The organism is Streptomyces sp. NBC_01244 (assembly GCF_035987325.1).
In the GTDB taxonomy this organism is placed as follows: domain Bacteria; phylum Actinomycetota; class Actinomycetes; order Streptomycetales; family Streptomycetaceae; genus Streptomyces.
In genome coordinates this window covers 9,244,554-9,264,822 of the sequence record NZ_CP108488.1, presented here as the reverse complement: position 1 = coordinate 9,264,822, position 20,269 = coordinate 9,244,554, and the positions used below count along the sequence as shown (strand labels likewise).

Here is a 20,269-nt window from a genome sequence, read left to right as displayed (position 1 = left end):
CTACTCGCCCAGCCCCGCGCCGACGGCGCCCGCCTGACCGTGATCGTCCCCCGGGGCGACCCGACACGGCGACGACATCGGACGCTGGCTCGACTCGCAACGCCGAGACTGGGGGTCAGGCTCGGCGACGAACAGCGCGAGCGGCTCGGCGAACTCGGCGTCAAGGCCGTACGGGCCCCGCCGCAGGCAGCGAAGACGCCCGCGACCAACCACACCTCCGGACGGGGGGCAGCCGCCTTCCAGGCGGGCGGGTAGGCCCTCGCGCAGTACCGGGACGACTGGCATCTCAGCGGCCTGTGTGGCTTCCTCAGCGTGCCGTTTGACCTGGGCAAGCGGGGGGCCGGGGCAAGCGGGGGGCCTGCTGGTCTACGAGTTGTCGGGGCAGCCAGCCGGGGTCCAGGTCGCGACGAGGTCATGGCAGACGACGGTGAGTGAGCCGTTCCAGAACGCGATCTCGTGACTGCAGCCGTTCCGGTGCGGCAGGATCTCGTCGAGGACTGCCGTCCCTGCGGTCGCCCAGTCGTTGTCCTCGATACTTCCGCCATCGAAGCTGGTGACACCGACGTAGCGGATGACCAGGTCTTCGTCGTGCTTCCAGCAGTTGTGCCGGAACTGGATCTCCATCCGCTGGTCATCGGCTCCGACGCCGCGGATGTGCTGGACCTCCAGGTCTTTCACACACCGCTTGCTGGAGAAGTCGTAGTGCTCTGGCGCGGTCGCGAATCTCCGGGCCCCGGCCGGCAGCTGGTCAGCCATCGACGGTAGGTACTCCAGGTATCGAGCCGGGGACAGGACGCCTGACAGGTTGCCGACCTGTGCATCCAGATTGATGTATTCCATCGTCCTTCGTTCCCGCTCGTCGCTCTGTTGGCCGATGAAGCGTCGCACGATTCCATGCTGTCGGCCCGGAGGTTCACGCTGCCGCACTCGGTTCTGAGCTGCGTCGGGTTTGGTGCCGACCTTGTGGTGTGCGCGTCGGGTGTAGGGCTCGCCGGTGGCCAGGGCTCGTCCGACGTCGTAGCGGGTGGCGGGCTTGTCGGTTCCTCGGCCGGAGCGGGCGGCCGGGGCCGGGCCCGGGGGGAGGCGCTGAGGGGCGGGAGCGCGGTCAAGCTCGAGGTGTTCCTGTCGTACTCGGGCTCGACTGGCCGATCAATCGCGGGCGGCGACACCGGGCGGTGGCAGCCGCCTGGGGCTACGAACAGCTCAGGCCGGCTGCTGCGAGGGGATCACCTGGGTGTTGATGTTGATGTAGCCGAGCTGCGCCGGAGAGTCGGCCTGGCCGGCGGACTCGCCCAGCTGAACGGCGATGCCGGCGGCGAGCGCGGTGAGTACAGCAGCGGCGAGCAGGCGTGAGACGCGCATACGTTCCCCCATGTGGTTGCGGCCCACCCGGTCGGCGGGACCGCAGTTGCGATAGTCGCAAGCGCAAGGCCCGTACGACAAGCCCGAAGTTGGCACGGTTCCCGGCCTCCTCGGGAACGAAGGCGAAGGTGACCGCGTCGCCGTCCACGATGCCCTCGGGAGCCAGTGACCGAGGTGTTCGATTCCCAAGCGTGAATCGCGACCGGCCGTACGTCGCAGCGCCGCTGGTCGAGGTCTCCCACGGTCGGGACGAGCAAGGATCAGAGAGCCTGGGCCGGGTGCCGCGCCATCGCTGTTCCCGGTTCGCAACGGGGGCGGCATTCTCATGGCTAGGCCGCCGTTCGGGTTGGCCTCTGCCTCAGCGTGGGTGCCGTGGGCTCGGGCAACGGAGGCGACGATCGACGCTCCCCGGAGCGGTGGCGAGGACGGCGACCGTTGCTGTCCGCCGTGGCCCGGCCGCGGCCGGGTAGAAGGCAAGAGCGGGGACGTCCTGGTCGTCATGCCGGCCCGGCGATGGTGGGAGTGGTGTCCTTTGCGGGGACATGCCGCTGGCCCAGAATGTGTCCGGGGCGGGTACCGCGTTGCGCCCCGTTCGCTTGTGTGGAGGGGGAGTTGATGTTACGTACCGTGGCAACGGTGGCTCTGACGGTGGCGGCCATGCTGCCGATGGGGCCCGCGCAGGGCGCGGGCGCAGCCGGCCGGGTGATGTACGAACTGCAGCCGCCGGAAGGTTACGCGTCGACGGCGGCCGAGTTGTTGAGCGACGCCGGCCACGTCGTCGGTTCGGCCCGCGACGCCCGGGGCGAGAAGTTCGTCCAGGTCCGGTGGGCGCCCGACGGAACCGTTACCCCCCTCAGCGGCCTCGGCGGTGACTGGCTGTCGCCGAGGGCCGTCAACGACGACGGGATCATCGGCGGTAGCGCCTATACGCCCGACGGCAAGCAGCATGCCGTGACATGGGACGCCTCCGGCACACCGAAGCGTCTCCAGGAACCCGAGGGCTACCTGCAGAGCATCGTCGAGGACATCAACAACCAGCACGTGGCGATCGGCACGGCGTCCCTCTACAGCACCACCTGGGCCGTCCGCTGGGACCGCGACGGCAAGCCCACCTTCCAGGAGCAGCCGCTCCACTCCGTCGGCAGCCTCGCGACCCGGGTCAACGACAACGGGGAGATCATCGGTTCCGCCCGCTTCGCCGGCACGAGCAACACGTCCGCGGTGCGCTGGGACGCGAACGGCAAGGTCATGTACTTGGGCGCCGGCCCGTTCCCCTCTCCGGCAACCGCGAGGGACATCAACAACCGCGGAACGGTCGCCGGCGACACCTACGACCCGGTCGCGGGCGGCTACCGGGCGGCCCGGGCGTTGCGCTGCTGCGTCTTCCGCGTCATGGCGGGAGCGTCCGACGGCAGCGGTGCCTACGAGGTGAACAACCGCGACGTGGTCCTCGGCTCCACCAAGATCGGCGACCGCATCGAGACCGTGCGGTGGGACAACAGCGGCGGCATGGTCGTGATGAAGCCCGTCCCCGGCACTTCCTGGCGCAGTGTGCACGCACTCAACGACCCGGGCCTGGCCGTCGGAAGCTCCGACCAGCGCGCCGCCGTCTGGGACACCACCGGGAACGCCACCCTCCTGCCCGACGAGACGCCGGGCCGGGTGTTGAAGAACTCCCTGGCGCTGACGATCAACAACGCCGGTCAGATCCTCGGCCGCGTCTCCTACTGGGACGTCCCCGAGCACGCGGTCATCTGGCGTTAGGACTCCGGGCCCCGTCCACGTTGACCAGCCTGCCCCCAAGGCCGACCCGGCGCGGGAGGTTCGCCTCCTGCCCGCGCCGCCGGCTCAATCACCAACACCGGAGTTGTGGGGCGTGACCAGGCCGGATTCGTAGGCGAGGACCACGAGCTGGGCGCGGTCGCGGGCGTGGAGTCTGGTCATGGCCCGGTTGACGTGGGTTTTCGCGGTCAGGGGGCTGATCGCCATGCGAGCCACGATCTCGTCGTTGGACAGGCCCTGGGCGACCAGGACAACGGCCTCGCGTTCGCGGCCGGTCAGGTCTTCCAAGGCCGTGACATTGTCGGTGGGGAGCGGCTGGGTGACGTACCGGTTGATCAGCTTGCGGGTGATCGAGGGTGCGAGGAGAGCGTCGCCGCGGGCGGCGACCCGTACGGCGTGGAGGAAGTCCTCCGGGTAGATGTCCTTGACGAGGAATCCGGCGGCTCCGGCACGCAGGGCGTTGAAAACGTGTTCGTCCAGGCCGTAGTTGGTCAGGATGACGACGTGGATTCCTTCGAGGGCAGGTCGGCTGCGATGCGCCGGGTCGCCTCGATGCCGTCCATGACCGGCATCTGGATGTCGATGAGCGCGATATCGGGCAGGTGCTCTCCGGCCAGCGCCAGGCCCTCCTGACCGTTGGCGGCTTCGGCCACCACCTCGATGTCGTCCTCGAGGTCGAGGAACGCGCGGAATCCGCTGCGAATGAGCGGCTGGTCGTCGACCAGCAGGACACGGATCATGATGCTCGTTCCACAGGGAGTTCGGCCTGGACGGTGAAGCCGCCTTCGCCTCGCGGTGCTGCCCGGAGATGTCCTCCGAGGGCGGTGACGCGTTCTCGCATCCCGAGCAGTCCCATGCCGGGCACGGGGGCGGTGTCCGGTGTGGCCTTGCCGTTGTCGTCGACCTGGAGGGCGACGGCGTCCGGGCGGTAGTCGATGCGGACCGCTGCCGTGGTCGCGTCCGCGTGACGGGCGATGTTGGTGAGGGACTCCTGGACGATCCGGTAGACGGTGCGGCCCACTGCGGCCGGGACGTCATGCCGCTCCCCCTCGATCGTCAGCTTCGTCTCCAGACCCGTCCCGCCGGCCCGCTCGACGAGTTCGGTGACGTGGTCGAGTCCGGGCGGCGGGGTGGTGTCGTCGTCGCGCAGTGCCTCCAGGGTGGCACGGAGTTCGCGGGACGCCTCCCGGCCGGCCTCCCGGATCGCCAGGAGGGCCTGCGGTACCTCCTCTCCACGTTTGCGGGCCACGTGGGCGGCGGCTTCGGACTGCACCTTGATCACCGATATCTGGTGGGTGAGCGAATCGTGCAGCTCCCGCGCGATGTGCAGCCGCTCCTCGCCGGCGCGGCGCCGCGCCGTCTCCTCCCGGGTGCGCTCGGCTTCGTCGGCCCGCTGCTCGGCCTGCCGGAGGGCTTCACCGGCGGCGCCGGCGGCGATGAGCCAAGCGATCTGGAGGGCGCCGCGGGCCTGCGCGAAGGCCTCGCCCGTGTCGTGCAGGCCCGAGGCCAGGGCCGCGACGGGGAGCGCTGACAGCACGGCCACGCTCACCGTCACTGTGACGAGGCGGTGTCCCGCCCGCATGGCCGCGTACACCGCGAAGAGGAATGCGACGGCGGCCACGTCGAAGCCCGCCGCCTGGTAGCCCACCGCACAGAGCCCGGTGACGGCGAGGACGGCGACCGGAGCCCGGCGGCCCGCGGCCAGGGCCAGGCCGCCGACCACGAGCAACACGTAGCCGAAGAGGTCCAGGCCGGTGCCGGAATGCCGGCCGGACAGACCGGTGACCAGCAGCGCCGCCGCCACGCCTACGGCGATCAGCCGGTCCCTGACCCCGGCCCGTACGCGGAACCGTCCTATGTTCATGCGCGCACCGTAGCCCGAGGCCGGCGCGGGCGAATCCCGCTCGAGGACGAGCGGGCCGCTACCACGCGCGCAGTAGCTCGGCAGCACCTGCCGCGTCCGTGGTGGCGCGAAGTGTCTGCGTCTGCTGGACGACCTGCCAGGGGCCCGGCCGACATGCTCGGACCACATCCAGTCGTGGGAAGAGAAGGAGCACTCTGATGTCCGCTCGTCGCCTGTTCGCCGTCTCCGCGACCGCCCTGCTCACCGGGCTCGGTCTTGCCGCGCCGGCGGCGGCGCACGCCTCGGTCCGGCACGTCGCGGTCGGAGTCACCGAGTTCAGCGTCGGCAGGCTCGGCGCCACCATCGGCGGGCTGCTGGGGCTGGTCGCCGTGGTCATCGCCGTGCTCGCGCTGACCCGGCCCGCCGGCCGCCTCGGCGTCGCCAGCGGGGCGGTCGGGGCGGTCGGGGCGGTCGGGGCCAAGGCGGCCGTGGTCGCGGCGCTGATCGCCACAACCCTCGGCGGGATGGTCGCGGCCACCGCCGACGGTGGACTCGGCACCGGAGACGGACTCGGCGGGGCCTACGTGGCCCTGCTTCTGGGACTGATCGGCACAGGGCTCGGCTGGCGGGCCCTTTCCCGCTCCCGCCGCACCGGCTGACCGGCTGACCGGCGCTGTCAGGCTCTGCGGACGTAGCAGCGGGGTAGGTACGACCGGAGACCTGGTCGGCCGAGTCGGTCACCATGCGGCGAGGGCCGGCGCGTCGGGTTCGTGCTGCTGCCACGCCTCGTTGAGGCGCCCAAGCCGGCCGGCTGCGGCGATGCCGCGCAGGGACGCGACCTTTCCGTCACGGACTTCGAACACCACGGCGCCCACGACCCGGTGGTCGATCACGGCGAGGACGGCCGGGGAGCCGTTGACCAGCGCGAAATGGAACGTGGGTGAGCCGCCTGCCAGCCGCCGTTTCGCCGGCGTCGGCTTGAAGCCGGCCCGCACGTGGGAGGCAACCTGCTCTGGCGTCCTGTACTGCAACAGCCGCTTGGCCAACCCTGCGCCGTCCGAGAGTGCCATCACGTCGTCGGTGAGCAACGCCACCAGCCGCTCGGTCCGCCCCGACGCGGCGGCGGCGAGGAACTCCTCGACGACCCGACGCGCGGAGGCCGGGTCGGCCTCACCGCCCCGGCGGCGCTCGGCGGCAATCCGGATCCGGGCCCGGTGGACATGCTGCTGGCTCGCCGACTCGGTGATGTCGAGGATCTGGGCCATCTCGGCGTGGCCGTACGAGAAGGCCTCGCGCAGGACGTAGACGGCCCGCTCGACCGGTGAGAGGCGCTCCATCAGGGTCAGCACGGCCAAGGACACCGATTCGCGCTGCTCGAAGGTGTCGGCCGGGCCGAGCATCGGATCGCCGTCGAGGAGCGGTTCGGGCAGCCAAGCGCCGACCGCTCGCTCGTGGCGCACCTGCGCCGAGCGGAGCCGGTCGAGGCACAGGTTGGTGACGACCTTGGTCAGCCACGCTTCCGGCGTCTCGATCCTTTCCCTGTCCGCTGCTTGCCAGCGCAGGAACGCGTCCTGAACGGCGTCTTCGGCGTCGGAGGCCGAGCCGAGCAGACGGTACGCGAGCGAGGCCAGTCGGTTTCGACTGGCCTCGAACCGACCGGTGTCGAAGCGATCACTGGCGGTGCTGTCCATGTGGATCACCCTAAGCGGCTACGCGACCGCCTTGTCGGCTGGGGCGTCCGGCGCGTACGGGAGCGCCCTCGCGGCGAACAGATCCGGCGCGCCGGCCAGGTGACGCTTGCGCTTGGGCATGCAGAAGGTCGGGTGCGAGTTGGCCCACAGCGACATCCTGAGGATGCCCGCCTTGATCCGTGCGGCCTTCCGGCCGCCCATGTACCTCGGCTTCGCCCCTCCTTCGTGGTCGACCATGTGCAGGATCCCGTCCTGCCGACCGAGGCTGATGTGGTTGCCCGGGTAGCCCAGCTTGACGTGTCCGATCTTGCTGGCGGTCAGGCGTCCCACGATGGCCTTGATGGCCTGCATTCCGGTGTAGCCGGCCGTGGCGCAGGACATCGGCAGCGGCCTGCCGTTGTCGCCGATGGCATGGACGCTGTCGCCGGCCGCGTAGACGTTCGGGTGGGAGAGCGAGCGCATGGTGCGGTCGACGACGATCCGGCCGTTCCCGGTGACCTCCAGACCGGCAGCGGCAGCTATCGGGTTGACCGCGAACCCTGCCGTCCACACCGTGGCGTCGGACGCTACGGCGGCGCCGTCGGCGCACAGGACCCGTGCCGCTTCGACGGCTTCGACGCTGGTGTGCTCCAGAACGGTGATGCCCAGCCGGTCGCAGGCCCGACGCAGGTGGCTTCGGGCTCCGGCGGAGAGCTGGGCGCCCAGCTCTCCGCGGGCGACCAGCACCACCGACAGGCCGGGCCGGGATTCGGCGATTTCGGTGGCGGTCTCGATGCCGGTCAGCCCGTCGCCGACTACGACCACCTTCCCGCTTCCCCGCAGGCCGTCCAAACGCTCGCGCAGGCGCAACGCCGAAGGCCGGGCGGCGACGTCGAAGGCATGCTCGGCCACCCCGGGGACGCTCCGGTCGTCACCGTGGCTGCCGAGCGCGTAGAGAAGCGTGTCGTAGCCGAGTTCCCCACCCCCGTCGGCGCCGGCCACAGTGATGACGACCTGGCGCTCGGGGTCGACAGCGGTGACACGCGCCAGGTGCAGCCGTACCCCCGTACCCGCGAAGATGTCGGCGAGGCTCTGGGTTTCCATCTGACCGCCGGCCGCGACCTGGTGCAGCCGTAGCCGCTCGACGAAGTCCGGCACGGCGTTGACCACGGTGATCTCGGTGTCCGCCGGAGACAGCCGGCGGGCCAGGTTCCCAGCCACGTAGGTTCCGGCATAGCCGGCGCCGAGGACGACGATGCGGTGCTTCATGTGGTGCTCCTGTCGGTTCGCTCCGCTGGGCTCTCGGTGACTTGAGCGGGACAGCGGCCCGATTCCTGACAGGAACTGGATGTGAGGTGGGTCACAGGTCGGTAAAGGTGTCGGTGCCGCCCATTGATGTGCAGAGCACCACCTCATATTCATCCGGAGTGACTGCTCCTGGCTGTGCGAGGGGGCTACTGGACTCCGGCGCCCCTTCTGCAGTAGGCGGCAGCCTCGTCGTGCGGACCGCCGACCCGTGGGCGCGGGAGGATCGGCACAGCGCGCGCCTCTGCGGATCGGGGGAGACGGGCCGCCACTATCGGTGCATGACGACGCGAGATGAAACGGGCGCGTTCGGCCCGCAGAGCCAGCTGCCGCCGCTTCCGGAGGACTGGGAGCGATGTCTGGCCGTGGCGGCGCATCCGGACGACATCGAGTACGGCGCGGCCTCGGCCGTCGCCCGCTGGACCGCTCAGGGCAAGCGGGTGACGTACCTGCTCGCCACCCGTGGGGAAGCGGGCATCGACCGTCTGCACCCCACCGAGGCCGGACCGCTGCGCGAGGCCGAGGAGCGGGCCGGAGCCCGCGAGGTCGGCGTGGACACGGTGGAGTTCCTCGACCATCGCGACGGCGTGGTGGAGTACGGCCCCGACCTGCGCCGCGACATCGTGCGCGCGATCCGCCGGCACCGGCCCGAGGTGGTGGTCACAGGCGCGTTCACCGTACGGATGATCGCCGGTGTCACCAACCAGGCCGATCACCGCGCGGTCGGACTCGCGACCCTGGACGCCGCGAGGGACGCGGGCAACCGCTGGATCTTCCCGGAACTGGCCGACGAAGGCCTCGAGCCCTGGGGCGGCGTCCGCCTGGTGTGCATGGCCGGCCCCGAACGCCCCACCCATGCCGTGGACGTCACCGGGGAACCCCTGGAACGCGGCATCGCCTCGCTGTCCGCCCACGCCGAATACACCAGCGGGCTGGGAGAGCAGAGCTTCGAACCCCGGCCGTTCCTGACCTGGGCGGCGCGGATGGGCGGCCCCGCGCTCGGTGTCGAGGCGGCGGTCCTCTTCGACGTACACCACCTGGCATTCGAGGGGAAGCCACCCTGGGAGCAGTAGGCCCGGTCCCAGCCTGCAGGCAGCCCGCGCCGGCCGCCCCACTCCCATCGCTCCTAGTGCAGTCGCCGCTCCTTTCAGGGCTCGAACAGGGACACCCACCTCACCTGGCTGACAGCCAACCGGTGTTACCCATGCACCCCTTCACGCCCCCGGGCTTACCAACCCCGACTCGTACGCCACGATGACCAGTTGCGCCCTGTCTCGTGCCCCCAGCTTGCCCATGATGCGGCTTACGTGGGTCTTGGCGGTCAGTGGGCTGAGACCGAGGGCCTCGCCGATCTCGGTGTTGTTGAGGCCGCAGGCGACAAGGGTGAGGACCTCGCGCTCGCGGTCGGTGAGGCATTCGGGGCCGGTCTCGGGCGGCGCTGCCGTGGGGCTGCGCAGGAAGCGGGCGATGAGCCGGGAGGTCGGTCCGGGCGAGAGGAGGGCCTCCCCGCCGGCCACCGTGCGGATCGCCTCCAGGAGTTCGGCCGGACGCGTGTCCTTGACCAGGAAGCCGGAGGCCCCGGCGCGCAAGGCCTCGACGATGTTCTCGTCCGTGTCATAGGTGGTGAGCACGAGCACCTTTACCCCGGCCAGATCCTCGTCCGCGGCGATCAGCCGGGTGGCCTCGATGCCGTCGAGGTCGGGCATGCGGATGTCCATCACCACCAGGTCGGCGCGTTCCTTGCGGGCGAGTTCGACGGCCTCCCGGCCGGTGCCGGCCTCTCCGACGACCGTCATGTCCTGAGACGACTCGAGGAGCATCGCGAACGCGGCCCGTACGAGCGCCTGGTCGTCGGCGAGCAGAACGCGGATGGTCACGGGTTGCCTCCCAGCGGCAGTACGGCACTGACTTCGAAACCCTTACCGGGAAGTGGCCGGGCGTCCAGCGTTCCGCCCACACTGCGCGCCCGCTCGCGCATGCCGATGAGCCCGAACCCGGGCGTGCCCCCGCCCGTGCCGGTCCCGTCGTCGGTGACGGTGACCCACAGGGAGCCTTCCCCGGCGCGCACGCCGACCCGGATGCTGAGGCCCTGCCTGCCGCTGTGGCGTACGGCGTTGGTGAGGGCCTCCTGCACGATCCGGTAGGCGGCCGCGCCGACGGCGGCGGGGGGCACTTCGTCGGTGACCGTCAGGTCCACCTCGGCCCCGGAGACCCGGGCGGCCGCCACGAGACCTGCCAGTCCGTGCAGGTCGGGCAGGGGGTCGCGAGCGTCGCGGGTGTCGTGCTCGCGCAACACCTCCAGGGTGGTGCGCAGTTCACCGCGGGCGGTGCGGCAGGTCTCGGCTATGTCGTCGAGGGACTTGGCGACTGCCTGGCGGTCCAGGCGCTCGGGGTCTGCGTTCAGGATGTGCGCGGCGACGGAGGTCTGCACGCCGATCAGGGTGATGCTGTGCGCGAGCAGGTCGTGCAGGTCTCGGGCTATGCGCAGCCGTTCCTCGGCGACCCGGCGGCGGACCTCCTGCTCACGTGTGCGTTCGGCGCGTTCGGCGCGCTCGACGACGGCGGCGACGTACTGCCGGTAGAGGCGCAGGGCGATGCCGATGAAGACCACGGCGATCACCCAGCCGGAGATCCGCAGCGCCTCGGTCGCCTGCTTCTTGTTGACGACCATCATGACGGTCAGCGCCACGGTCATGGCCGTGCTGGTGGCGAGCAGGGTGTACAGGGGCCGGCAGGTGACGGCGAGGCTGTACAACACGACGACCGAGACCGGTAGCGGGGCGGTGTGGTTGTTGTCGAGGGCGTGGTACGGCAGGAGCAGGACTGCCTCCGCGGCCAGCGCCGGCAGCGGGTGGCGCCGCCGCCACACGATCGGCAGCTGTGCCGCGAGCAACAGGACCCAGCCCAGCGCGTCCGGCCGCCGGGTCGGGTCGGTGACCAGGGCGAGGACCACGGCTTGTGCGGTGACGGCGAGGGCGAGCAGGACGTCCTCGCGGGTGGCGTGTTGGGTGGTCCGCGGGTCGCGGTTGATCACCGCCATGATCCGCTCGCCGAGATGGGGTTTGCGTTCTGCTTCGGGCACAGGCTCATCCTCCGTCACATGGGCGCCCCTCCCGCAAGGGAGGGACGCCCATGGGATTCGCACGGGGTCGGGAAGGTGTCAGACGCGCTCCGGCTCCCGGAGCAGGGTTTCGGGCGACGGCGCCTTCGACAGGGGGCCCGGCCACCACACCTTCCGGCCGAGGGCGATGCCGGCGCTGGTGACGAGGTAGGTGCGGACGAGGAAGGTGTCGAGGAGCACACCGACCGCGATGACGAACCCGAGTTGGACCAGCGAGACGAGGCCCATGTTCATCAGCACCGCGAAGGTGGCGGCGAGGATGATGCCCGCGGAGGCGATGACACCTCCGGTGGTGCGCAGGGCGGTGAGCGCGGCCGCGGCGGGTTCGGCGCCGCCCAGGGATTCCTCCCGCATGCGGTGCATCAGGAAGATGCCGTAGTCGACGCCGAGCGCTACCAGGAACACGAAGGACAGCAGGCCGAGGGCGGGGTCGGTGCCTTGGAAGCCGAACAGCGGCTCGAACACCAGGCCGCCGATGCCGAGGGAGGCGCCCCAGACCGCGACCACCGCGGCGACCAGTATCAGCGGGGCGACCAGGGAGCGCAGGAGGACGATCAGGATGAGCAGGACGGAGAGGAGGACGATCGGTACGACGACCTTCTGGTCACGGGCGTTGGTCTTCTCCAGGTCGATCTGCTGGGCGCTGGGTCCGCCGACGAGTGAGCCGTCCAGCTTGTCTCGCAGGCTCTTGATCGTGCGGGTCTCGGCGTCCGTCTGCGGAAGTGCGGAGGCGATCACGGACACCTCGGTCCAGCCGTCTCCCGTCCGGCCGATACGGGCGGACGTGACGCCCTCGGTGGAGGTGGCCGCCTCGAGGGTGGCTTGGCGGCGGTCGGTCGGAGTCATGACGGTGATGGGCTGGCTGGAGCTGTCCGGGTAGGCGTCGGCCAGGGTCAGCATGGCGGAGACGGATTCCGGCCGGTCGACGAAGGCGTCCTCCTGCTTGAGGTCGCCGGGCAGGTTCAGGGCGCCGAGGGCGAGCGCCCCCAGCGCGAGGGCGCCGGCGACCAGGACGGTCACCGGGCGGCGTCCGGCGGAGCTGCCCATCGCCGAGAGCAGCGAGCGACGCTCCTTGGGAGTGCTGCCGAAGGCCGGGATGAGCGGCCAGAACACGCGGCGGCCGGCCAGGACCAGGACGGCGGGCAGCAGGCTGAGCATGGCGATCAGCGCGCACAGCACGCCGACGGTGCCGAGGGGGCCCATGCCGCGGTTGGAGTTGAGGTCTGCGGCGAGCAGGCACAACAGGCCGACGGCGACGGTGCCGGAGGAGGCGATCACGGCGGGCCCGCAGCCGCGCAGGGCGGCCTCCATTGCCTCGTACGGGCGCTCGATGCGGCGCAGTTCCTCGCGGTAGCGGGAGACGATGAGCAGGGCGTAGTCGGTGCCGGCGCCGAAGACCAGGATGGTCATGATGGCGGTGCCCGCGCCCGAGATGGAGGTGCCGAAGGCCTGGTTGAGGCCGTACGCGACGCCCATGGACAGGTAGTCGGCGATGCCGGCGGCGATCAGCGGGATCAGCCACAGCACGGGGCTGCGGTAGATGAGGATCAGCAGGAGGGCGACGACGGCAACCGTGGTGTAGAGCAGCGGGCCGTCGAGGGAGTCGTACACCTTCTTGGAGTCGCGGGTGACCGCGCCGGGGCCGCCGACCTCGACGGTGAGGCCGTCGGCGGAGCGGGCGGTCTCCCTGATGTCGTCGACGAACGCGTTTCGCAGTTCGTCGTCGGCACCGGGTTCGTTGCTGCTGACCGGGTACATGAGCGTCGTGCCGTCCTGGGAGGGCACGCCCTGCGGGGTGTCGGTCAGCTGGTGCTCGTCGGCGATCTGTCCGATCTGCCGCTCGGCGGTCGCGCGGTCGGCGGCGGTGAGGGCACCGTCGCGCTGGTAGACGAGGACGAGCTGGGTGCTCTCGCCGCCGGGCAGCCGCTCCTGGAGCTTGGCGACTTGGGTGGAGTCGGCGTTCGCGGGCAGATAGTCGGTGACGCGGTCGCGTGTGACGTCGGCGAGTTTCCCGGCGAACGGCGCGGCGACCGCGAGCACGGCGACCCACAGCGCGAGCACCAGCCAGGGCAATGCTCGTCGCCGTCTCTGTGTAAGTCCGGCCCCCATGTTCGGGCCCCCCTCCGGTTCGGATGTCTTGATGTGCTTCCAAGACTCCCGGCAGGCGAAGGCCGGATCGTCGCGCCTGAGATCGAGTTCCCGGGTACTGCCAGGGGTGGCCCGGGAGAGCGGATTACTCCCGCGGGAGTATGGCCGGCCTCGCGACTGATCATGAAGTGGACCAGCCATCAGCTCTGCAACACCGGAAGCCAGGACTGTCGTTGCGGCATCGAAGCCACCCTCCGGGACCTTGAGCGGGGCGCGGGGAACGGGCCGCAGGGCTGGAGGGGTGGGAGATCGTATGGGACGCCGCCGATGCCTTCTCGGAAAGCCTGGCGGCCGCGCGGGCCTACGACGCCGAGCACGGCACACCGGCCGCGCCTCTGCAGCCACCGCACTGGACAGGCCGGTCGGGCAGGAGCTGAAGGTCCTGCGGGCTCGGCCGTGACCATCCGGCCGGCGACAGTCCGGCTCTGACCGGTCGTGCTCGGGCGGTGACATCGGGGTCTGGCGTCGGTGGACGGCGTGCGCTTTCCTGGAAGGCGTACGCACAGAGGTTGTGGCAGCACGACCGGTCCCGTACCGCCGGTGACCGTGGCACCTCAGGACAGCCGCCAGGCCGAGCCGATGGGGGAACTCCATGACCGCCGCGCACGAAGCCCCGGACATCCTTTCGCGGGAGTTCGCCGAGAACCCGTACCCGGCCTATCGGGCCATGCGGGAGAAGGCGCCGCTCTTCTGGCACGAAGGAACGCAGAGTTGGGTCATATCGCGCTACGAGGACGTCGAGAGGGCCTTCAAGGACAAGGAAGCGCTCTTCACCACGGACAACTACGCGTGGCAGGCCGAACCCGTGCACGGCAAGACCCTGCTCCAGATGAGCGGCCGCGAACACGCCACGCGACGCGCCCTGGTGGCCCCGGCCTTCCGCGGCAACGAGCTCCGGGACAAGGTCGTTCCGGTCATCGAGCGCAACGCCCGTGAACTGATCGACGCGTTCCGCGACTCCGGATCCGTCGACTTGGTGAGCGGATTCGCCTCGCACTTCCCCATCTCTGTCATCGCCGACATGTTCGGACTGGACCGGTCCGGCCAGGCCGCCCTCGGCAACTGGTACCGGGCCTTCGTGGCGTTCATCGCCAACCTGTCCGCAGACCCCGAGCAGGCGGCCGAGGGTGCGCGGGCCCAGGCCGAGTTCGCCGCGTACATGCTGCCGGTCATCAGGAACCGGCGGGAGCACCTCGGAGACGACCTGCTGTCGACGCTCTGCACCGCCGAGGTCGACGGCGTGAGCATGAGCGACGAGGACATCAAGGCGTTCTGTAGCCTCCTGCTCACGGCGGGCGCCGAGACCACGGACAAGGCGATCGCCGGCCTCTTCGCGAACCTCCTGGCCAACCCCGACCAGCTCGCCTCAGTACGGCGCGACCGCGGACTCCTCGACCGTGCCTTCGCGGAGACCCTGCGCTACACCCCGCCGGTCCAGATGATCATGCGGCAGACCTCCGTGGACGTGACCGTGAGCGGCGGCACCATCCCGGCCGGCGCCACCGTCACCTGCCTGATCGGCGCGGCCAACCGCGACCCCGGGCGCTATCGGGACCCGGACCGCTTCGACCTTTTCCGCGAGGACCTGGCGGCGACCACGGCCTTCTCCGCGGCAGCGGACCACCTGGCGTTCGCGCTCGGACGGCACTTCTGCGTGGGTGCGCTGCTGGCCAAGGCAGAGGTCGAGATCGCCGCCAACCAGCTCCTCGACGCGATGCCCGATGTCCGGCCGGCCCCGGGGTACGACCCGGCCGCCGAGGGCGTCTTCACCCGCGGGCCGAAGTCCCTGCGCGTGGAGTTCACACCGGCAGCGGCAGCGGCCATCGACTGAAACCCCACAGGGGTGGCGGCACTTCAGGAAGCACTCCGGGAGCGGGGACCTGTCTATGACCGCCAGGGGCAGGGCAGAGAGAGCCCGACAGTTCGCCGGGCCACAGGCCGCCCGAAAGCAGCCCCCTCCGGGTCTATTCGTGAGGTCGGGACACGTGCAGCTCGATGCTGCGCTGCCGGCTGCCGGCGACCCCAGTCGCGCCGCGGGGGGGGGGGGGGGGGGGGGGGGGGTACTGCCTGGCCCGGTCACGACCGGCGAGGTCGAACTGCCCCTGGGTCATCCGGGCCGGGAGCGTCTCCGCCGAGTCCATCCGCCCATCACTCCGGGTATACGCCCACCTCTCCCCGCGGCCGCCGAGTCCGGAGGGGGTGTACTGTGCCAACGACTCGAACGTGTTCAATTTCAAAATCGTCCGGCAACCGGGAGCGAACGGGGGAATGCGCAGTGGCGCGGAAGATGACGGGCAGGCGGGCCCTGTCCATCGCGGGGTACACGACAACAGTCCAGTATGCGGCCATCGGCATCGTCCTGATCGCGCTGTCCCTGCTGACCGAGGGGCTGCCCATCGAGCCCAGCGACTGGCTGTACTCGCTGGTGTGGCTCGGCTTCCTCAGCCTCGCCTTGGGGCTGGTTCAGGCCGTACTGTTCGCCACTCCCACCGCCTTGATCGGCGAGGCCTTGGCCCGGCGGCTGCCCGGCGGCCGAATTCTGTGGCACCTGGCACCCGTCCCCATCCTGCCGCTCGCCCCGGCTGCCATCGCCTACACCTTCGACGGCTCGGCCTGGCAGTGGTGGGCTTACCTGAGCCTGCTGGGCTGCGTCCCCGCCGTGGTCGCGGGGCGCGTTCGGGTCCAGGCCTCCCCGTTCATCCCCTCGACCTAATGGTTGGCGCGCACCGCGGCGCATCCGTTGTTCCGCATCGCACTCCGGCCGAGCCCGTCTTCACACACCACCGCACACGGGGCGGTTCCCCCCTCGGAACCGGCGAGTTTCGCGACCTTCCGCTCCGCCGTCTCCGACCGTAGCTTCGCCTTCGCCGCCGCCTGCGCGGCCTCCCGCAAGCCGGTGGCCGCGTCCGCGTTCGCTACCGGCCCGCGCCTCCTCCCGCCACTCCCCCGGCAGCCCTCATCTCCTCCTCGGCTGCGGCAACCGCAGCCGCCGTACTGTCCGCCGGCATCGGAACGGAAGGTCTCGGGCCTGGGCCGCTTTGATGCCGGTGGTGACGTGGCGGGCGGGTGGTGCGGCGCACGAGATGGCGTACGGGGTTCGGGTCACGCGGGTGATCCACGGCGCTCGGCGAGCGCGCCCGCAAGCGGCCCTCGGCGGATCCGTTGCCCAAGAGGGGGAGGTCTCAGTGGGCGGGGGCGGGGGCGGGGGCGGGGGCGGGGGCGATCTGGTGCATGAGGCTGAGCAGGTCCGGAGCGACCCACTCCTCGGCGATCCGGTCGCCCTCGAAGCGGTAGACCTCGACGCTGCGGTAGCCGACCCGGCGGCCGGTCGCCTCGAACTGCTGGAACGCACCCTGGTGCGTGGCCTGGAAGTCGACCAGCACCGTCACCTTGTCGCCGACGCCGAACATGTCCTGCACGTCGATCTTCAGGTCGGGGAACGCGTCCTTCATCATCCGCGTACCCATCCGCCAGGTCTCCCGGCCGTGCAGCGGGTCGGGGCATCCGGGGACGTTGGCGATGAAGTCTTCGCTCAGCAGCTGCTCGGCCGCGTCGATGTCCCCGCTCTCCACCAGCCGGTACGCGGTGCGGAGCAGGGTCATGTTCTTCTCGACAGCGGTGGTCGTGGTCATCTGGGAATCCTCTCGGGTGACCGTCCCGCGAGCTCGATTTCGCCTCGGGCCGGATGCCACTCAGTAGAGACCTTGACGTCGCGGCAAGGTCAAACCCGACATCGGACTCTCCCGAGCCCGACCGGCCCCCACCCGCCGGCCGGGGCACGCGTGGGCCCGGGTCACCGACTTCCGGTGGCTCCGGTGCGGCGGGGGCCGGGGGCCTGGCGGCCGCCGCTGCGGGCGGGGCCGGGGGCCGGCATCGCGCGCAGACGCTGGACGTGCTGCTGCTGGATTCCCTGGTTGAAGGTGAGGAAGTCCGCGACGAGTTCGAGCTGTTCGGCGGTGTAGCGCTCCATGACCTGCCGCGCGGAGTCCTCGATGAACGGGGCGATCAGTGCGTACGACCGCTGCGAGGCTTCGGGGGTGACGCGTACCAGGGTGCGGCGCCGGTCGGTGGGGTGGGGGCTGCGGGTGAGGTAGCCCGCCTTCTCCAGCCTGTCGAGCATCGTGGTGACGCTGCCGGTGGTCAGCCCGAGCTGCGCGCTGAGCGCACTGGGAGCGGTCTCCTCGGTGGACATGAGGATCTCCAGACACCGCAGATCCGTCTCGTTGACACCCAGGAGACGAGCTGTCTCACGGTCGTAGTCATCAACGGCCGACTGGTAGTCCTGGACGGCTTTACCCAGCCTTGCGCCGATCCCCTCTTCTTCGCTTGACATTCAAACTATCTCCGTTCATGGTGGATACCAGTTGCTCGACATCCAAGATACCTGAGATTCGAGCTAGCAAGGGAGCTGTACGACGTCCCGGGCGACTCCGTTCGGCCCGCTCCCACCACCTCATCCGACAGAGAAGAGCACCGCCATGCCTGAGATCACCTTCACCGCCGACGAGCAGCTCGTCCTGCAGACCGCCGCCCACGGCGTCGTCGGCCTGATGGCCGCCGCGGACCCCGGCGTCATCTCCTCCACCCGTTCCGGCATGGCCGGCGGCAAGGCCCTGTCCTCCGCGACCGGGGCCGTCGGCCGGGTCCTGGCGGAGAGCCCGAAGGGCATGGAGCTGGGCGGCAGGTCCACCGCCGACGTCGCCGACCAGGTTTTCGCCGCCCTGACCGCATCGATGGCGCTGCTCAAAGCCAAGGCCCCGCAGGAGGTCGACAACTTCCGCGACACGATCGCCGTCGTGATGGGCGCCGCCTCTCGCGCCCATCGGGGCGAGGCCGGTTCCGCCGAAGCGTCCATGATCCGCAAGATCACCGCGACCCTCGACTCGGCCGTCTGACACCCAGACCCCCTTGTGCGGGACCGAACCGAGCTCGCACTCGACGCAGGAACCGCCGGGCGCGGCCGACCATCGGGTCCGCCCTCCGCCCGGCCCGCGCCCGGCGTGACCACATCCCCGGACCCCGCCTCACGGCACACGCCGCACACGCCGCCCCGCCGCCCCGCCCGATGACGAGACCGGGTTCGTACCGGCCGCCACCGGCCGCCGCCGCTCGATAGCCCTGTTCGTCGTCCTGCTGGCGATGTTGTCCAAGGACCGCGGCAAAGCGATCGGCGTGTTCGGCGCACTCGGCGGCGTGGCAACCGTCGGCGGCCCCATCCTCGGTGCCGTGCTCACCAGCGGCGACATCGCGGGCCTGGGCCGGCGCTCCATCTTCCTGGTCAACGTGCCCGTCGGCACCCTCGCCCCCGTGCTCGCCGTCAAGCACCTGCCCGAGTCCAAGGCTCCGCGCGGAACCCGCCTCGACCGGCCTGGCCCTCGACATCATCGCGATGCTCACCCTGATGTGGACGCTCAGCACCGGAGACGTCAGCACCTTCGAGCTCATTCCGGCCCTGCTCATCGGCGGCATCGGCATGGGCCTGGTGGTCGCCCCGCTCCTCGACTTCACCCTCGCCGACGTACCCGTGGCAGACGCCGGCTCCGCCTCCCGTCTCCACAACACCGTCCAACAGGTCTGCAGCGCCATCGGCATAGCCGGACTCGGCGCCGTCTTCTTCAGCCGTACCGGCCACCGCACCCCAGGCCCCGCCACCTACGACCCCGCGTTCCAGCACACCCTGTGGCGGCCCATCGCCGCCTTCGCTGCCGCACTGGCCGCCACCTTCCTGATGTCCAGGCGCGCCACCCACCACGACGCCGCCTGAACGGCACCCCGCGGCCGTTCCCGCATCCCCGACACACATCCGACGAGAGGGAGACCCACCATGAAGGCACTGATCATCGGCAGCGGAATAGCCGGACCCACCACCGCCATGGCACTGCGGAAGGCCGGTATCGACTCGGTCGTCTACGAGGCCCACCCCGGCGGCGCCGACAACGTCGGCGTCTTCCTGACCCTGGGCTCGAACGGCATCGACGCCCTGCGCACCATCGGCGCCGACGCCCCTGCCATCGCCGCCGGCTTCGCCACCCCGGCCATCGACATGGTCTCCACCACCGGCAAGGCACTCGGTCAGGTCCGGACCAGCCGCCCGGACGGAGACATCACCAGCCGGACCCTCAAGCGCGCCGACCTCTACCGCGCGATCCACGACGAGGCACTGCGCCGCGGCATCCGCTTCGAGCACGGCAAGCGCCTGGTCGACGCGCAGGATTCCGGGGACGGCGTCCGAGCCCGCTTCGCCGACGGCACCGAGGAGTACGGCGACCTGCTCATCGGCTGCGACGGAATCCACTCCACGGTCCGGGGCATCATCGACCCCGCGGCCCCCGCACCTTCGTACTCCGGGCTCATCGGGCTCGGCGGCTACACCCGCGGAGTGCCCGTGGACTCGCGGACGGGCAGCTACCGGATGATGTTCGGCAAGCGCGCCTTCTTCGGCTACGTGCCCGCCCCCGACGGGGAGGTCTGGTGGTTCGCCAACCTGCCCCGCCCCGCCGAGCCCGCCCCCGGCGAGCTGGAGAACATCGGCTCCGAGCAGTGGCGCAGCGAGCTCGTCGACCTCTTCGCCGAGGACACGGGTCCCGCCGCCGCATTGATCCGCGCCAGCCAAGTGATCACCCCGGCCGGCCCGATGCACGCCATGCCGGCCCTCCCCGCCTGGCACCGCGGCCGGTTGATCGCCATCGGCGATGCCGCTCACGCCCCCTCACCGACATCGGGTCAGGGCGCCTCGCTGTCCGTCGAGGACGCCGTCGAGCTGGCCAAGGCGCTGCGCGATCAGCCCACGGTCGAGGGGGCCTTCGCCGCGTACGAGGCAGTGCGCCGCCCGCGCGTCGAACGGATCGTCAAGCAGGCCGCCCGGATCAACAACAACAAGGCCGCGGGCCCTGCCGGACGGATCATCCGCGACCTGCTGATGCCGCTGGTCCTGCCTCGGCTGGCCAACGGCGAGCAGAGCCGGCAGACCTACGGCCACCACATCGACTGGGACCAGGCCCACCGGCCATCGGCGTAGCCACGTCCACGGGTCGTGAT

The 20,269-nt window shown here is 70.7% G+C and carries 18 protein-coding genes and 1 pseudogene; 8 read left to right on the top strand and 11 right to left on the bottom strand.

Annotated elements, in window-relative coordinates:
* Positions 1 to 366: 366 nt before the first annotated feature.
* Both OG247_RS41245 and OG247_RS41240 read right to left on the bottom strand, forming a co-directional pair.
* Positions 367 to 888, bottom strand: a complete 522-nt coding sequence (locus tag OG247_RS41245; RefSeq protein ID WP_327257089.1) for a hypothetical protein — start codon at positions 886 to 888, stop codon at positions 367 to 369.
* 315 nt (positions 889 to 1,203) lie between these two features.
* A complete protein-coding gene (locus OG247_RS41240; RefSeq protein ID WP_327257088.1) occupies positions 1,204 to 1,362 on the bottom strand; it encodes a hypothetical protein in 159 nt (52 codons plus the stop codon).
* Positions 1,363 to 1,998: 636 nt separating this feature from the next.
* Here OG247_RS41240 and OG247_RS41235 point away from each other — a divergent pair.
* Positions 1,999 to 3,126, top strand: a complete 1,128-nt coding sequence (locus OG247_RS41235) for a hypothetical protein (protein ID WP_327257087.1) — start codon at positions 1,999 to 2,001, stop codon at positions 3,124 to 3,126.
* Between the two features lie 84 nt (positions 3,127 to 3,210).
* Here the strand turns inward: OG247_RS41235 and OG247_RS41230 are convergent.
* Positions 3,211 to 3,884, bottom strand: a pseudogene (locus tag OG247_RS41230) (response regulator).
* Positions 3,881 to 5,008 (bottom strand): sensor histidine kinase, encoded by a 1,128-nt coding sequence (locus OG247_RS41225; RefSeq protein ID WP_327257086.1) that lies wholly within the window; start codon positions 5,006 to 5,008, stop codon positions 3,881 to 3,883. Before OG247_RS41225 ends, OG247_RS41230 begins: the two are co-directional and overlap by 4 nt.
* 197 nt (positions 5,009 to 5,205) lie before the next feature.
* Between OG247_RS41225 and OG247_RS41220 the strand changes: the two genes are divergently transcribed.
* A complete protein-coding gene (locus OG247_RS41220) occupies positions 5,206 to 5,646 on the top strand; it encodes a DUF6223 family protein (protein WP_327257085.1) in 441 nt (146 codons plus the stop codon).
* 78 nt (positions 5,647 to 5,724) lie between these two features.
* On the opposite strand, the gene OG247_RS41215 is transcribed toward OG247_RS41220, so the two are convergent.
* Positions 5,725 to 6,678 carry a sigma-70 family RNA polymerase sigma factor gene (locus tag OG247_RS41215; RefSeq protein ID WP_327257084.1) on the bottom strand — a complete coding sequence of 318 codons (954 nt, stop codon included), beginning with the start codon at positions 6,676 to 6,678 and terminating at the stop codon, positions 5,725 to 5,727.
* An 18-nt stretch (positions 6,679 to 6,696) separates the two neighbouring features.
* Positions 6,697 to 7,926: an NAD(P)/FAD-dependent oxidoreductase gene (locus OG247_RS41210; RefSeq protein ID WP_327257083.1), complete on the bottom strand. Its 1,230-nt coding sequence runs from the start codon at positions 7,924 to 7,926 to the stop codon at positions 6,697 to 6,699.
* 317 nt (positions 7,927 to 8,243) lie between these two features.
* On the opposite strand from OG247_RS41210, the gene OG247_RS41205 reads away from it, so the two are divergent.
* Positions 8,244 to 9,035, top strand: coding sequence for a PIG-L deacetylase family protein (locus tag OG247_RS41205; protein ID WP_327257082.1), 792 nt, complete (start codon positions 8,244 to 8,246; stop codon positions 9,033 to 9,035).
* Positions 9,036 to 9,176: 141 nt separating this feature from the next.
* Here OG247_RS41205 and OG247_RS41200 read toward each other — a convergent pair whose 3' ends face one another.
* The 3 genes from OG247_RS41200 to OG247_RS41190 all read right to left on the bottom strand — a co-directional run bounded on the left by OG247_RS41200 (position 9,177) and on the right by OG247_RS41190 (position 13,192).
* The gene (locus OG247_RS41200; RefSeq protein ID WP_327257081.1) at positions 9,177 to 9,839 is read right to left on the bottom strand and encodes a response regulator transcription factor; all 663 of its coding nucleotides are present in this window, start codon (positions 9,837 to 9,839) and stop codon (positions 9,177 to 9,179) included.
* Positions 9,836 to 11,002, bottom strand: coding sequence for a sensor histidine kinase (locus OG247_RS41195; RefSeq protein ID WP_327257812.1), 1,167 nt, complete (start codon positions 11,000 to 11,002; stop codon positions 9,836 to 9,838). The genes OG247_RS41200 and OG247_RS41195 overlap by 4 nt, the downstream gene beginning before the upstream one ends.
* A 120-nt stretch (positions 11,003 to 11,122) precedes the next feature.
* Positions 11,123 to 13,192, bottom strand: coding sequence for an MMPL family transporter (locus OG247_RS41190; protein WP_327257080.1), 2,070 nt, complete (start codon positions 13,190 to 13,192; stop codon positions 11,123 to 11,125).
* Positions 13,193 to 13,823: 631 nt separating this feature from the next.
* On the opposite strand from OG247_RS41190, the gene OG247_RS41185 reads away from it, so the two are divergent.
* Complete coding sequence (locus tag OG247_RS41185; RefSeq protein WP_327257079.1) at positions 13,824 to 15,062, top strand: cytochrome P450; 1,239 nt, start codon at positions 13,824 to 13,826, stop codon at positions 15,060 to 15,062.
* Between the two features lie 456 nt (positions 15,063 to 15,518).
* Complete coding sequence (locus OG247_RS41180; protein ID WP_327257078.1) at positions 15,519 to 15,944, top strand: hypothetical protein; 426 nt, start codon at positions 15,519 to 15,521, stop codon at positions 15,942 to 15,944.
* A 469-nt stretch (positions 15,945 to 16,413) separates the two neighbouring features.
* Here OG247_RS41180 and OG247_RS41175 read toward each other — a convergent pair whose 3' ends face one another.
* Both OG247_RS41175 and OG247_RS41170 read right to left on the bottom strand, forming a co-directional pair.
* A complete protein-coding gene (locus tag OG247_RS41175) occupies positions 16,414 to 16,863 on the bottom strand; it encodes an ester cyclase (RefSeq protein ID WP_327257077.1) in 450 nt (149 codons plus the stop codon).
* Positions 16,864 to 17,024: 161 nt separating this feature from the next.
* Positions 17,025 to 17,564: a MarR family winged helix-turn-helix transcriptional regulator gene (locus OG247_RS41170; RefSeq protein WP_327257076.1), complete on the bottom strand. Its 540-nt coding sequence runs from the start codon at positions 17,562 to 17,564 to the stop codon at positions 17,025 to 17,027.
* 145 nt (positions 17,565 to 17,709) lie between these two features.
* On the opposite strand from OG247_RS41170, the gene OG247_RS41165 reads away from it, so the two are divergent.
* The 3 genes from OG247_RS41165 (at position 17,710) to OG247_RS41155 (ending at position 20,249) form a co-directional block, all read left to right on the top strand.
* Positions 17,710 to 18,126 carry a hypothetical protein gene (locus OG247_RS41165; RefSeq protein ID WP_327257075.1) on the top strand — a complete coding sequence of 139 codons (417 nt, stop codon included), beginning with the start codon at positions 17,710 to 17,712 and terminating at the stop codon, positions 18,124 to 18,126.
* Positions 18,127 to 18,620: 494 nt separating this feature from the next.
* Positions 18,621 to 18,995 (top strand): hypothetical protein, encoded by a 375-nt coding sequence (locus OG247_RS41160; RefSeq protein ID WP_327257074.1) that lies wholly within the window; start codon positions 18,621 to 18,623, stop codon positions 18,993 to 18,995.
* Positions 18,996 to 19,055: 60 nt separating this feature from the next.
* Positions 19,056 to 20,249 (top strand): FAD-dependent oxidoreductase, encoded by a 1,194-nt coding sequence (locus tag OG247_RS41155; RefSeq protein ID WP_327257073.1) that lies wholly within the window; start codon positions 19,056 to 19,058, stop codon positions 20,247 to 20,249.
* Positions 20,250 to 20,269 lie beyond the last annotated feature (20 nt).

What these genes read in the sequence shown, in the direction of transcription:
- OG247_RS41195 (WP_327257812.1), bottom strand. Translation starts at nt 11,002, where the DNA reads ATGGCGGTGATCAACCGCGACCCGCGGACCACCCAACACGCCACCCGC.
- OG247_RS41175 (WP_327257077.1), bottom strand. Translation starts at nt 16,863, where the DNA reads ATGACCACGACCACCGCTGTCGAGAAGAACATGACCCTGCTCCGCACC.
- OG247_RS41215 (WP_327257084.1), bottom strand. Translation starts at nt 6,678, where the DNA reads ATGGACAGCACCGCCAGTGATCGCTTCGACACCGGTCGGTTCGAGGCC.
- OG247_RS41160 (WP_327257074.1), top strand. Translation starts at nt 18,621, where the DNA reads ATGCTCACCCTGATGTGGACGCTCAGCACCGGAGACGTCAGCACCTTC.
- OG247_RS41240 (WP_327257088.1), bottom strand. Translation starts at nt 1,362, where the DNA reads ATGCGCGTCTCACGCCTGCTCGCCGCTGCTGTACTCACCGCGCTCGCC.
- OG247_RS41170 (WP_327257076.1), bottom strand. Translation starts at nt 17,564, where the DNA reads ATGTCAAGCGAAGAAGAGGGGATCGGCGCAAGGCTGGGTAAAGCCGTC.
- OG247_RS41185 (WP_327257079.1), top strand. Translation starts at nt 13,824, where the DNA reads ATGACCGCCGCGCACGAAGCCCCGGACATCCTTTCGCGGGAGTTCGCC.
- OG247_RS41205 (WP_327257082.1), top strand. Translation starts at nt 8,244, where the DNA reads ATGACGACGCGAGATGAAACGGGCGCGTTCGGCCCGCAGAGCCAGCTG.
- OG247_RS41225 (WP_327257086.1), bottom strand. Translation starts at nt 5,008, where the DNA reads ATGAACATAGGACGGTTCCGCGTACGGGCCGGGGTCAGGGACCGGCTG.
- OG247_RS41210 (WP_327257083.1), bottom strand. Translation starts at nt 7,926, where the DNA reads ATGAAGCACCGCATCGTCGTCCTCGGCGCCGGCTATGCCGGAACCTAC.
- OG247_RS41165 (WP_327257075.1), top strand. Translation starts at nt 17,710, where the DNA reads ATGCCTGAGATCACCTTCACCGCCGACGAGCAGCTCGTCCTGCAGACC.
- OG247_RS41220 (WP_327257085.1), top strand. Translation starts at nt 5,206, where the DNA reads ATGTCCGCTCGTCGCCTGTTCGCCGTCTCCGCGACCGCCCTGCTCACC.
- OG247_RS41180 (WP_327257078.1), top strand. Translation starts at nt 15,519, where the DNA reads ATGACGGGCAGGCGGGCCCTGTCCATCGCGGGGTACACGACAACAGTC.
- OG247_RS41190 (WP_327257080.1), bottom strand. Translation starts at nt 13,192, where the DNA reads ATGGGGGCCGGACTTACACAGAGACGGCGACGAGCATTGCCCTGGCTG.
- OG247_RS41155 (WP_327257073.1), top strand. Translation starts at nt 19,056, where the DNA reads ATGAAGGCACTGATCATCGGCAGCGGAATAGCCGGACCCACCACCGCC.